Origin of the sequence: Litorerythrobacter xanthomarinus (assembly GCF_046254955.1) — a bacterium.
GTDB lineage: Bacteria > Pseudomonadota > Alphaproteobacteria > Sphingomonadales > Sphingomonadaceae > Qipengyuania_C.
In genome coordinates, this window is the sequence record NZ_JBJXRG010000001.1 from 1,649,807 (window position 1) to 1,662,413 (window position 12,607).

Genomic DNA, 12,607 nt, shown 5'->3' on the forward strand with positions numbered 1-12,607 from the left:
GGCGGGCTTTCGAAAAGATATCGTCTACGGGCTGCAAGCTCGCGAGGACTCGGTCAGAGATCTCGCTTCGTAGGAGGTAATTTTGAACAGCCCCGATGCAGAGACCCGGCCCAAACCATTCTGGTTAGATGGAAATTTCGCTCCGGTCTTCGAGGAGAGGACCGAGACTTCGCTCAAGGTACGAGGCGAAATTCCGCGCCATCTCAATGGTCTTTACCTGCGAAATGGGGCCAACCCACCCTCGGGCATGAGCATGGATTGGTTCCTGGGCTGCGGCATGCTCCACGGGGTGAGGATCGAGAATGGCGAGGCGCTCTGGTACCGCAACCGCTATGTCCAGACGCCCCTGCTCGACGAAGAAATGCCGAGCGCAGAATCGCGCGCCAAGCCGGAAAACTCGATCGCCAATACGCATGTGATCGAACATGCCGGCAAGATCCTTGCTCTGGCGGAACTCAGCCTGCCGATCGAAATGGATAGTAATCTGGAAACCGTCGGACCCTACCGCTTTGACGGCAAGCTTGAGCGCAACATGACCGCGCATCCCAAGATCTGTCCGAAGACAGGCGAGATGCTGTTTTTCGGCTATTCGATGCGCCCTCCATTTCTGATGTACTATCGCGTCTCTGCAGCCGGAGAGATCGTCCAGGCCGAGGAGATCGAGGTGAAGGGCGCCACCATGATGCACGATTTCTCGATCACCGAGAACAACGTGATCTTCATGGACCTCCCGATCATTTTCGATTTCGAGATGCGCGCGCAAGGCGGTCTCGGCATCCGTTTCGACGACGACTACGGCGCGCGCCTTGGCGTGATGCCGCGTTGCGGCACATCGGCTGATGTGAAGTGGTTCGATATCGATCCTTGCTATGTCTATCACACGCTCAATTCCTACGAGGATGGCGACGAGGTCGTGCTCGAAGGCTGCCGTCTGGTCGGTTACATGACAAAGGACATGGTGAAGCCGCCACTGCCCACGCTGCATCGGTGGCGGATGAACATGAGGACTGGCGCGGTCCGCGAAGAGGTGATTGACGATCTGGGCGTGGATTTTCCGCGCGTGCCCGATGCGCTGGTAGGCCAGCATCATCGGTACGGATACTTTGCACAGTTCGGACAGGATGCGCCAACTGTTGACGCTTTTCACAGATACGACATGACTTCGGGCACTAAGACTTCGCACATCCTGCCGGATGGCCGCCAAGGCAGCGAGGCCGCTTTCGTTGCGGGCGAGGGTGGAAGCGAAGACGATGGCTATCTGATGAGCTTTGTCTACGATCCCAGCGAGGATCGCAGCGACCTCGTCATTCTCGATGCGGCCAATCTGGCCGATGCCCCATTGGCAACCATCGAGTTGCCTGTGCGCGTGCCAGCCGGCTTCCACGGGAGCTGGGTTAGCAACTAATTTGAGTCAAAATGGGAGGGGAAGACATGCAAGTACCGACTAGGAAGATCACCCGCAGGACAAGCCTACTTTGCGCGACTGGCACAGTTGTCACCCTTCTTGCCGTGGCAGCACCGGCCCAAGCACAGGACGCGACTGGCCAGGAGGCGGCGAGTTCCACGGCATCCAACGAGATAATCGTCACTGCGCGTAAGCAGGAAGAATCGCTCCAGGACGCGCCGGTCGCGGTCGCGGTTGTCGGCCAGGAGACCATCAACGATTTCCGCATCGACGAGGCGACCGACCTGATGAGCCGGGTTCCAGCGCTTTCCGTGCAGGTCGGCGGTTCGGGCGCGGGTGCCCAGATCGGCATTCGCGGCATCAACTCCTCGAACATCTCGAATGCATTCGATTCCGCGGTGGCGATCAATGTCGATGGGATCGCTGTCAGCACACAGCGCATCCTGCAGACAGCGTTTTTTGATGTTGCGCAGGTCGAAGTGCTTAAGGGGCCCCAGCCGCTGTTCTTCGGCAAGTCGACATCCGCAGGCGTGCTGACGCTGCGCAGTGCCGACCCTACGCCGGATTGGGAGATCGCCGGCAAGGCATCCTATGAGTTCGAGGAAGAAGGGTACACGATCGGCGGTTATGTTTCGGGGCCGCTGTCCGATGCCTGGGGCATCCGCCTAGCTGCAGAATACCAGGACATCGAGAAGTTCGTCGAGCTGCAGGACAATGTCCCTGCGCTGGATCCGGATAAGGGCCTGACGAATTTCGTCGGCCGACTGACGCTTGCATTCGAGCCGGACGACCGGTTCAATGCCAAACTCAAGCTCAATTACAACCGCCAGCGCTCCGAAACGCTCAACGCGTTCACGGACATGTACTGCGGCGGAAACGGCATGGCTGAACCGTCATTCCTTGCCGTTTTCGGGGCTGCGTTCGCGCCTACCCATGATTGCAACATCCGCGACAACCGCTTCCCCGGCCCTGATGGCCTGGCGCAGATAGATTCGCCTCCGGTTGGGCTTGGCCTTGCGGTTGACGATCGCGATCTGACACAGTCTTTCAACGATACCGACCTGTTCTTGGCGAGCCTGGAAGCCAACATCGGGATTACCGACGATCTGACGCTTACCTTGCTGTCGGGTTATGTTGATCTCGATAATGTCTATAACGACACCTTCAACTCAACCGGGCAGAATCCCGACGGATCGGCAGCCGGGTTCCAGGCGCCGTTTCACAATACACTCCAGCAATTCACACAAGAGGTGCGGCTGGCGAGCGACTTTGACGGCCCGTTCAACTTCCAATTGGGTGCTTTCTATGAAAGCCGCGAGAGTGGTTTAATCACTGCGCAGAACGCGTTCTTGCCAGCGGCTTTTCTTGGACCTGACCCTGTGACAGGTTTCACATATGACTGGTTGGCGGATCGTCCGCTATCGGCCGAGGCGGTTTCGATTTATGCCAGCGGATCGCTCGATCTTTCAGATACGCTCAACCTGTCCGGCGGTGTGCGCTGGACCGATGAGAACAAGGACACGACGATCGGATTCCCTTACGTCCATTCGTTCATTACCACGGTATTTGGTGCGGTTTCCTCCGGTTTCTTTGTTGGCCCGATCAAGTTCAGCGACAGCAATATCTCGCCCGAAGTGGTCCTGAAATATTCCCCCAACGAAGACCTCAATGTCTATGCTGCATTCAAGACCGGCTTCAAATCGGGCGGCGTCGACAACAACACGCTGCCAACTGGGACGGTATTGTTGCTCAACAATCCCGATCCTGCCGTCGCTGAAGCTGCAGCGGATTCGCTGCGGTTCGATTCCGAAACGTCGATCGGCGGCGAAATCGGTGTCAGGTCACAGTTTGCTAACCGGACTGTGACGCTCAATGCCACGGTCTTCTACTACGTGTTTGACGATCAGCAGATCCAGAACTTCGATGTCAACATCTTCAATTTCTCCACTTTCAACGCTGGTGAAACCACCACGAAGGGGATCGACATTGACTGGCGCTGGGTGACGCCGGTTGACGGACTGAACCTGAGCGGCGCAATCGCTTACCTTGATGCGGCATTCAGCGACACGTTCATATCCGTAAACGGCACCGACCTCGACGGTCGCGATGCGGCTCGTGCGCCCAAATGGTCGGGCAACGTCGCCATGGATTGGGATATCCCGCTCGGCAATTCGCTCGAGCTGGGTCTCAATTCGGTGGTCAGCTACACCGACGATTACTTCACCACGACGACCAATCCGACTGCACTCGATCCGGCCACGGGTATCGGCGACTTCGTCCAGGACAGCTATTTCCTGGTCGACGCATCGGTCTCGGTGGGCGCTCCCGATGACTCATGGAAGCTCTCGCTGATCGGAACCAACCTGTTCGATACGATCTTCGTCAACACATCGGGCGCGCCGCCTTTCGGCTTCCCCGGAACTGACGATCTCCTGGTGACTCTCAATCGCGGACGGCAAGTGTTCGTCGAAGCGGCGTTCAAGTTCTAGGCTGGCCGGGTCAGAGCATCGGCTCGAGCTTCGCGCGGGCCGCTCTGATCCGGGCCACCAGGCCTTGGGGGATGTTGGCGCCGTAATTGTCGACGAATTCCTTCTCGGCGTAGTCGAGGGCTTTCATCAAATCCCGCGCGGCAGATTGGGCGGCCACGGGATTGGTGCTGCCCTTGCTGCCGATCCAGAGCGGATTGCTATGGGCGAAGTGGGCGAATGACATGATCGGCCATCCGGTTTCGCCGCCTACGGCGCGCGCGGCAATCCAGCCGCCCTCGGGCAGGTCAATCATGCCGGAATAGGCTTTGCTACCCCCGCCGGCGAAGCCTTTACGGGTCTCGACCACCTCGCCATTGACTACGATCTCGACCCGCTCGACCGGCCGGACACTGGCCAATTCCAGCGACCAGGTGCGCGAGCCAGAAGCGATCACATCGCCCGGTTCGTTGCCATCTACTTCGAACAGAAGCGCAGGACCTGTCGTGACGAAGCCTCTGCCATCGCGGACCTGCTCGATTACCGCATGCAGTTCATCCTCCGATCCGGTTGCCGGGACATAGGACCTGGCAGTGCCGATCGCCGGGGTGCGGTAGAAATTGGTGAACATGTCGGTGCCCGAAGTGATGGGCATCGGCTTGCCGAGATTGAGAAAACGATACCATGCTTCGGCGGTGCCAAGCGGGCTGGTCCATTGGCAGACCAATTCGATTGCGATGCCGTCGGTCAGGATGCCGTCGATAACGAGTTCGAGTGGCAATTCGTTGGCGGCGAGATCGGCAAAAGGATCGGCTTCGCCGCTCACCGGATGAACATAAGACGCCAGTGCGTTTTCGGATTTCGCGAAGGGTATGACCAGTCCGTTATGCAGATCGCGGTTGCCGTAAACCGGCTCGCGCGGGCCGAAGAACCAGGGATGGAAGGCGTTCTTTGAACCGATCAGGCCGATATGGCCGTGGAAGTCCGATCGAACCTCCTGCGACAGGAGCGCAGCGGTTCCGTCGGGCGCCGAGACCATTTGGCCCAGCTTTCCGGCATCGACAAATCGGTTGTATAGATTCCATGCCATAGGAGCGGAGAAATCGAGCTGTTCGCCCTGCATCAGCAACAGGATGTCTTCTAGATCGAGGTCGTTAACCCCGCTGGCATTAAGGTGGATGTGGTGATCAGCGGAGACATAACCCGCCTCTCGCCCATCCCAGATTTCGTCAATCACCAGAGCTGTTTGTGCGGTCTCGCCAGCGTGCACGCTGATAGTTGAATCGACCGGGATGGAAAAATGCCCCCGTGTGGCAACGACACGATAATCACCTTCGGGAAGCGAAAATCCGGTCGATCCTTCGGTGTAGAAATAGACCGGACCGTTCTGGCTATCGACGTATGTCGGGCCATCGGGATTGACCACCGGATGGCCATCTGCGCGTATGATGGAAAGGCGAGCCGGAGCCGCCTGTCCGGTCTCATCGCGCGTGTGAACGGTTAGATTGCCAATATCCTGCCCATAGTCCCAGCGTTCGATCATCACTTCTGCAGGCTCGCCGCCTGAAGCGCCGATCTGCATGAGCGAAAACTGCTGCTGCTCGTCCCCCTTCACATAGTAGATCGTCTTGCCGTCAGCCGACCATGTCGCGAACAAGGCCTTTTCGCCCCGCGGTGTCAGCCAACGCGAAAGGCTGGGCTTTTCGATATCCATCACGGCAAGCCGGACATGATTGCCGGCGCCTATCCCGTAGACGACCGCATTTTCCGTCGGATGCGTGTCCGGTTCGATAAGCGCGATCCACCCTTGCTGGTAGATCCTGCGGTCCGTCTCGCCGTCGGCGCTGATGTGCTGGATCTGGTTGCCGGGATAGGCACCCTGGAAGTAGATGAAACTGCCGTCCGCTAGCGAACGCGGCATGCGCCGCATGCGCGACTTCTCGGTCAGCTGCGTATCTTCGCCCGTTTGCAGATTGCGGCGCCACAGCTCCAGCCTGCCGCTGCGGCCCGATGCGTAGAGAAGGGCGGTACCGTCACGGGTGAATTCGGGATCGATGTCGATTGCTGGAGTATCGATGGTCCATTCGGCGCTGTCGCTGATGGATCGGATCACGATTGCGGTATCGGTCCCGCTGTCGCGCACGAACGCGATCTGCCTACCATCTGGCGACCAGCGCGGGCGCGCATCGATGTCTTTTGTGTTGGTGAGCCGCGTGGCGACGCGCGTCTCCAGATCGAGCAACCACAGCCAGCCTTGGTGTGCGAAGGCGAGCGTCGTGCCGTCCGGAGAAGCGGCCGGATATACCGGACCCGAGGAAAGGATCGGCAGGTTTTCCTGCTCGAGATAGATCTGGTGTCCATGGCTATCCAGCTTCGGATACTGGTTGGTCCACTGCGCATTCGCCGGCGCGATGGTAAGCGCCATCGCCATAGCAGCCGAAACTGCGAGCAACTTCTTCACGATATCTTCCTCCCCCAAGGAGCGATCAGTCGATCGACCCCGAACGAGTGCTATCTAGCAGAAGTTGCGGGAGAAGCGAGGGAGGGATGGGCGCTCAAGTAGCGCAGCAATAGCGCATGGGGAATCCAATCTCACGTAGTGAGAATGGTGCCGGCTGCAGGAGTCGAACCCGCGGCCTGATGATTACAAATCAACTGCTCTACCAACTGAGCTAAGCCGGCCCATTCTTGTCGCCCAACAGCTTCGCTGCTTGGGGCGTGGGCCCGCTACAATCAAACCGCACCAAAAGTCCAGCCCTCTGTGCGGGCAATCTCGTTCGTCAGACCCGTTGGATGCCACCTCGCCCTTTCACCGGCCACCAGTCGCAGCCATGCGGCGGTGACGAGCGCATCGGAAGAATGGTCATCGATATCGCCCGCCCCAGCAATTGGTGGAGAATCAAGCACGTCGAGCGCCGCGTTGAGGTCGGCAACGCTGCGCATCTTGCTGCGAGCGGAGCTGCGACCCGCTTCCATCGCGGCCAGCGTGGTATAGATTTCCACGATCGCCGATCCTTGCTGGGGCAGCGGGTCGATCGGCCAGACAGGCAGATGTCCGCGCAGTCGATTGAGCAGGCGCATCCCCGTGAGGCTGGATTTGCCCACCTGTGCCGCGCCGACGAGATTGAAATTGGAGTAAGGCTTGCAGCCCATTGCCGCTTGCGCGTGCTCGGTCACTCGAAAGCGCCCGCGACCATGCTCCGCGCCGTCGCATCCAAAATGCTCGCCCTGCCTGCCGCCGTGGCGGCGAAAGTATGGTGCGTATCGCGCATGCTCGGTGAAGCTGGTCGCGGCGAGAAAATCGTCGCTGTCGCAAATATCATCGATCAGTGCCCACAATGCCGGGGCATCGGGCAGTAGCACTTCGTTGTGTGGGAAAAACGCGCCGCAATCGGCGTGCGGGAGCGCGATGCCGAGGTCCATGCCGACCAGCGTGTCGGGCGGCAATTCGTCTCGCAAGATGTGGAGCACCTCGCTCCGTGACCATCCGCGCGGCGGCGGCCGGACCAATACCGGCGGGCCGCCTTGTGCGTCGGCAATCGCCAGCGCGATCCCCTTATGCCGCTCGCCCGCTGCACCCGACCAGTCGATCGCGAGGAAGTGGCGAAATCGGCCCGGTGTCATTGGTTTTCTCGCTCGCGCCGCAGCTTGTCCCAGTATTCGAGCCGCTTCGCGATCTCGCGCTCGAACCCGCGTTCAACCGGCTCGTAGTAAGTCTGCGGCTCCATCTCTTCGGGCCAATAGCTGGCGCCGGAAAAGCCGTCTTCAGTGTCGGGGTCGTATTGATAGCCTTTGCCGTAGCCGACGTCCTTCATCAGCTTGGTCGGGGCGTTGAGGATATTTTGCGGAGGCATCAGGCTGCCGGTTTCCCGCGCGCTTTTCCACGCAGCTTTCTGGGCCTTGTATGCGGCGACGGATTTGGGCGCGGTGGCGAGGTAGATGCAGGCTTGTGCGATCGCCAGTTCACCCTCGGGCGAGCCGAGAAACTCGTACGCATCCTTGGCCGCAAGGCATTGGGTCAGCGCACCCGGATCAGCAAGGCCGATGTCCTCTACTGCCATCCGCACCAACCGCCGCAGCAGGTAGAGTGGCTCTTCGCCCGCGACCAGCATCCGCGCGAGGTAGTACAGCGCGGCCTGTGGATCGGACCCGCGCACCGATTTGTGCAGTGCGCTGATGAGGTTGTAATGCCCTTCGCGGTCCTTGTCGTAGACCGCGACGCGGCGTTGGAGGAACTTGCCCAGACCTTCGGGATCGAGCGGCTCCTGAACCTGCGCGGCATAGAGCGTCTCGGCCTGGTTGAGCAGGAACCGTCCATCGCCGTCTGCGCTCGCAACCAGGGCTTCGCGTGCAGCATCGGTCAAGGGCAGGGGGCCTTCCAGGGCTTCCGCCTTTTCGAGCAGTTCGGAGAGCGCTTTTGCATCGAGCCGATGCAGGATCAGCACCTGTGCGCGGCTGAGTAGCGCCGCGTTGAGCTCGAAGCTGGGGTTTTCGGTAGTCGCGCCGACCAACGTGACGGTGCCGCGTTCGACGAAAGGCAGGAAGCCGTCCTGCTGCGCGCGATTGAACCGATGGATCTCGTCCACGAAAAGAAGCGTCCGCTGGCCCGCTTTGGCGGCAGTATCAGCAGCGGCAAAGGCCTTCTTGAGGTCGGCCACGCCCGAGAAGACCGCGCTGATCGCTTCGAATCGCATGCCGACGGCATCGGCAAGAAGGCGCGCGATCGAGGTCTTTCCTGTGCCAGGCGGCCCCCACAGCACCATGCTGGAGAGGCGCCCGGAAGCGACCATGCGCCCGATCGCGCCTTCGGGGCCGGTCAGGTGCTGCTGCCCGACAACCTCGTCGAGCGCACGCGGGCGAAGGCGGTCCGCCAGCGGTGCATCGGCGCGCGGTTCGTCCTGCGCGGCAGAGGGAAGCGGGTCATCGGCGAACAGATCTGACATTGGTCGGCTGATGTAAGACGTTCGTCGGATAAATCCACAAGGGGCTTGCTAAGTAACAGATAAGATATATCGTAGACCTATCAAATTATATCGGGAGCTTCGAAGATGACATGGAACAAAGGGCGCGGATACGGGCGTCGCTATAAGGGTTCTGACGCATGGCCTTTCATTGCCATGATGGCTGCACAAAAGGGCGGGTGGCGCGGAGGATGGGATGACGACGATGACGATGAGTGGGAAGGCCGCTCGCGCCGCCGCAAGCGCCGCGTATTCGGGCAGGGGGAGCTGCGCCTGGCACTCCTAGCCCTCATTCGTGACGAGCCGCGCCACGGCTATGAATTGATCAAGGCGATCGAAGAATTGACCGGCGGTGCCTATGCGCCAAGCCCGGGAGCCGTTTATCCGACGCTGCAGATGCTCGAAGACGAAGGCATGATCGCGGAAGCCGAAAGCGAAGGTTCCAAGAAGCCTTATGAGGCGACACCCGATGGGATCGCCGAACTCGACGGACGTGCGGATGAAGTCGACGCGTTGATGCGGCGCCTGACGGGCATGGGCGAGAAGCGCCAACGGGTCCGCTCGCCGGACCTGTTCCGCGCGATGGGTAACCTTGCCACCGTGCTCAAGAACCGCGCCAAGGCGGGAAAGCTCGACAAGACCACCATCGACGAGATCGTCGACATTATCGATGAGGTCGCCAAGCGTATCGAGCGGCTCTAAGCCTCCCGATTGCGCCTGCGGCGAAAAACTATTAGCCTCTCTCCCATGGTCCGGACGTGTGCCGGATTGGAGAGGGGGAATTGGAAATGAGCGAAACGGCTAAAGCGCCCTGGCACCTGTGGGTGGTGGGCATTCTGACATTGCTTTGGAATGGTGTTGGCATTTGGAGCTACACCAGCACGCAGACCGGCAACCTTGATGGATTTGGCATGTCTGACGAGGCGATCGCCTACGTGACGAGCTTCCCGGCCTGGGCTGATAGTTTGTGGGCACTTGGAGTTTGGGGCGCGCTCGCAGGCTCAATCCTGCTTCTTCTGCGTTCACGCTTTGCGGTTACTGCCCTGCTTGTCTCGGTCGTAGGGCTGGTCGGTACGACCGTCTACCAGCGTGTCCTGACCGAATTGCCGGCAGATATGGCGGGCATCGGTATTCCAATCATGATTTGGGCCATCACCTTGCTGACGCTGTGGTATGCGATGAGAATGCGCAAACAGGGCGTGCTGCGCTAAACCAAACTAACCCCGGCGCTTCTCGATCAGGCGGATGTAGGTATCGGCGACCGATTGGTTGATTGCATCCCAGTCAAACTCCATGCTGCGCGCTTCGCCCGCCGCTCCGTGCTTGGCCCTTAGCGTGTTGTCGATGAGGTAAGGCGTAATCGCATCGGCGAACGCGGCGGGCTTGAGATTGCCCACCAGGCGTCCCGTTTCTCCATCAATTACCAGGCTCGAGCTACCCGTCGCGCCGGCGGCTACAACGGGCAATCCGCAAGCCATTGCCTCAAGAGTCACATTGCCGAAGGTTTCGGTAATAGATGGGTTGAAGAACACATCACCGCTTGCTGTCGCGCGGCCAAGGTCGGCACCGCCCTGGAAACCTACGAAAATTCCGTCCGGCAAGTTCTGCTCGAACCAGCCGCGTGCCGGGCCATCGCCGATCACCAGGACCTTGTGAGCTGTGCCCCGCTTGCGCAGTTCGGCGATAGTCTCGGCAAAGGCATCGAGACCTTTTTCCATTACGAGCCGGCCAAGGAAGGCGACGGCAATGTCGTCGTCAGACAGGCCAATGGAGCGGCGCCACTCCATGTCGCGCCGGTCGGACGAAAAGATCGTCCGGTCCACGCCGCGAGACCAGATCGAGATATCGTCGTTCATCTGCTGGTCGCGCAACACATCGACCATGCTCTGGCTCGGCGTGACGAGCGCGTCGCAGCGCAGATAGAGCTTGCGCAACCAGCTTTCGATCAGCGGTTCGAAGAAGCCCATCTTGTAGTAACGAGGATATGTTTCGAAGCGCGTGTGAACCGAAGCGATGACAGGGATGTCGCGTTCGCGAGCCCAATCCGTCGCCTTGCGGGCCGCAAAATCAGGCGAGGCAACATGGACTATGTTCGGCGCAAAACTTTCGAGGTCGTGCTTGTTCTCGCTCGATAGCCCGGTGGGTACGCGGTATTCGCTGCGTGTCGGGATCGCTATAGAAGGCACGCCGACAAGGTCTCCAGTCGGCTCGAATGATGGATTGGCCACTTTGGGAGAGTAGACACGGACTGCTGCGCCTTGGCGCAACATATACTCCATCAGCCGGTTCAGCGCCTTGTTCGCGCCGTCCGTTGTCATGTTGTAGTTGCCACTGAACAGGGCGATCCGGAGGTCGGCTATGTCCATACCGCGCAAGCCAATAGTGCCTTGCCGACCAGAAGGCGAGGGGGGAACTGTTCGTCGCCATCGCCGCACGGTCCCCCGATCGTTCCACTATCCTGCTTGACTTGCTGCAGCGCAGCACTAATGCGGCCAGCGGGCCACGCGGTCCCAACGCCGCGCGTGCTCTCTGTAAGGAGAGAATACATGACTGACGTACCCGCGCTCAAACCTGAGCGCCCGTTTTTTTCGTCCGGACCGACTGCCAAACGCAAGGGCTGGTCCGCTTCCAATCTCAAAACCGAATCGCTCGGACGCTCGCATCGCAGCGCGCTCGGCAAGTCGCGGCTGAAGTATGCCATCGACCTGTCGAAGGAAATGCTCGGCGTGCCCGACGATTATCTCGTCGGCATCATGCCCGCTTCCGATACCGGCGCGCTCGAATGCGCGATGTGGAACATGCTGGGCCCAGATCGCCCAGCCACAGTCGCCGCGTGGGAAAGCTTTGGCAACGTCTGGATTCAGGATGCGGTCAAGCAGCTCAAGCTCCCGCAGCTGACAACGCTCGACGCCGATTACGGCGAAATTCCCGATCTGGCATCGATCCCGCAGGATAACGACGTCGTCTTTACCTGGAACGGAACGACCTCCGGCGCGAAGATCCCGAATACGGACTGGCTTGCACCGGGCCGCGAAGGCGTCGCGATCAACGATGCCACGAGCGCCGTCTTCGCGATGGAGATGGAGTGGGGCAAGCTCGATGCCACGACCTACAGCTGGCAGAAAGTGATGGGCAGCGAAGCGCAGCACGGGATGCTGGTCCTTTCGCCCAAGGCAGTAGAGCGGATCGAAAGCTACGACCCCGAATGGCCGCTGCCGAAACTGTTCCGGCTCAAGAAGGGCGACAAGATCAACCGCAGCATTTTCGAAGGTGCGACGATCAACACGCCATCGATGCTGGCGGCCGAAGACTATATCGACGCGCTCGAATGGGCGCAGGCCATGGGCGGCCGCAAGGCGATGTTCGAGCGAGCAGATGCCAACGCCAAGATCGTCACCGACTGGATCGAGGCGACGCCATGGATGCGCAATATGGTTTCCGATCCGGCCAAGCGCACCAACACCGGCGTGTGCATGGTTTTCCAAGGCGATTGGTACGAAAGCCTCTCGGCCGACGATCAGGCCGCGGTGCCCAAGAAGATCGTTTCGATGCTCGAAGAGCGCGGAGTCGGATACGATTTCAACGGCTACCGCGACGCTCCGCCGAGCTTACGCATATGGTGCGGCGGCACGGTCGAACAGGAAGATCTGAAGCGCCTGCTTCCCTGGATCGAATGGGCCTACGAACAAGTTAAAGGCTAGGCTGATTCCCCGCGCAAGGGGGACATCAGGCCTCACCTTCCCAGTATTCCTAATGAGCCCCCTTCCTAGGGGGGC

At 60.0% G+C, this 12,607-nt stretch carries 9 protein-coding genes and 1 tRNA gene; 5 read left to right on the plus strand and 5 right to left on the minus strand.

Features of this window, described 5'->3' with window-relative positions; translation table 11 throughout:
• Positions 1-82: 82 nt before the first annotated feature.
• The gene (locus tag ACEWMW_RS08135; RefSeq protein ID WP_409413382.1) at positions 83-1,405 is read left to right on the plus strand and encodes a carotenoid oxygenase family protein; all 1,323 of its coding nucleotides are present in this window, start codon (positions 83-85) and stop codon (positions 1,403-1,405) included.
• A 26-nt stretch (positions 1,406-1,431) separates the two neighbouring features.
• The gene (locus ACEWMW_RS08140; RefSeq protein WP_409413383.1) at positions 1,432-3,894 is read left to right on the plus strand and encodes a TonB-dependent receptor; all 2,463 of its coding nucleotides are present in this window, start codon (positions 1,432-1,434) and stop codon (positions 3,892-3,894) included.
• Positions 3,895-3,904: 10 nt separating this feature from the next.
• On the opposite strand, the gene ACEWMW_RS08145 is transcribed toward ACEWMW_RS08140, so the two are convergent.
• The 4 genes from ACEWMW_RS08145 to ACEWMW_RS08160 all read right to left on the minus strand — a co-directional run bounded on the left by ACEWMW_RS08145 (position 3,905) and on the right by ACEWMW_RS08160 (position 8,813).
• Entirely contained in the window at positions 3,905-6,331 is a 2,427-nt protein-coding gene (locus tag ACEWMW_RS08145) for a CehA/McbA family metallohydrolase (protein ID WP_409413384.1), read from the minus strand.
• 145 nt (positions 6,332-6,476) lie between these two features.
• Positions 6,477-6,552, minus strand: a tRNA-Thr gene (locus tag ACEWMW_RS08150).
• A 51-nt stretch (positions 6,553-6,603) separates the two neighbouring features.
• Positions 6,604-7,494, minus strand: coding sequence for a hypothetical protein (locus ACEWMW_RS08155; RefSeq protein WP_409413385.1), 891 nt, complete (start codon positions 7,492-7,494; stop codon positions 6,604-6,606).
• A complete protein-coding gene (locus ACEWMW_RS08160; protein WP_409413386.1) occupies positions 7,491-8,813 on the minus strand; it encodes a replication-associated recombination protein A in 1,323 nt (440 codons plus the stop codon). Before ACEWMW_RS08160 ends, ACEWMW_RS08155 begins: the two co-directional genes overlap by 4 nt.
• Positions 8,814-8,918: 105 nt before the next feature.
• On the opposite strand from ACEWMW_RS08160, the gene ACEWMW_RS08165 reads away from it, so the two are divergent.
• Both ACEWMW_RS08165 and ACEWMW_RS08170 read left to right on the plus strand, forming a co-directional pair.
• Entirely contained in the window at positions 8,919-9,533 is a 615-nt protein-coding gene (locus ACEWMW_RS08165; RefSeq protein ID WP_409413387.1) for a PadR family transcriptional regulator, read from the plus strand.
• Positions 9,534-9,619: 86 nt separating this feature from the next.
• Entirely contained in the window at positions 9,620-10,042 is a 423-nt protein-coding gene (locus tag ACEWMW_RS08170; RefSeq protein ID WP_409413388.1) for a hypothetical protein, read from the plus strand.
• Positions 10,043-10,048: 6 nt separating this feature from the next.
• On the opposite strand, the gene ACEWMW_RS08175 is transcribed toward ACEWMW_RS08170, so the two are convergent.
• Entirely contained in the window at positions 10,049-11,197 is a 1,149-nt protein-coding gene (locus ACEWMW_RS08175) for a glycosyltransferase family 4 protein (RefSeq protein WP_409413389.1), read from the minus strand.
• A 180-nt stretch (positions 11,198-11,377) separates the two neighbouring features.
• Here ACEWMW_RS08175 and ACEWMW_RS08180 point away from each other — a divergent pair, with 180 nt between their 5' ends.
• A complete protein-coding gene (locus ACEWMW_RS08180) occupies positions 11,378-12,532 on the plus strand; it encodes a phosphoserine transaminase (protein ID WP_409413390.1) in 1,155 nt (384 codons plus the stop codon).
• Positions 12,533-12,607: the final 75 nt, after the last annotated feature.

Bases quoted from the DNA above. Each gene is read 5' to 3' on its own strand.
- ACEWMW_RS08140 (WP_409413383.1), top strand. From the start codon at position 1,432: ATGCAAGTACCGACTAGGAAGATCACCCGCAGGACAAGCCTACTTTGC.
- ACEWMW_RS08155 (WP_409413385.1), bottom strand. From the start codon at position 7,494: ATGACACCGGGCCGATTTCGCCACTTCCTCGCGATCGACTGGTCGGGT.
- ACEWMW_RS08160 (WP_409413386.1), bottom strand. From the start codon at position 8,813: ATGTCAGATCTGTTCGCCGATGACCCGCTTCCCTCTGCCGCGCAGGAC.
- ACEWMW_RS08165 (WP_409413387.1), top strand. From the start codon at position 8,919: ATGACATGGAACAAAGGGCGCGGATACGGGCGTCGCTATAAGGGTTCT.
- ACEWMW_RS08170 (WP_409413388.1), top strand. From the start codon at position 9,620: ATGAGCGAAACGGCTAAAGCGCCCTGGCACCTGTGGGTGGTGGGCATT.
- ACEWMW_RS08175 (WP_409413389.1), bottom strand. From the start codon at position 11,197: ATGGACATAGCCGACCTCCGGATCGCCCTGTTCAGTGGCAACTACAAC.
- ACEWMW_RS08180 (WP_409413390.1), top strand. From the start codon at position 11,378: ATGACTGACGTACCCGCGCTCAAACCTGAGCGCCCGTTTTTTTCGTCC.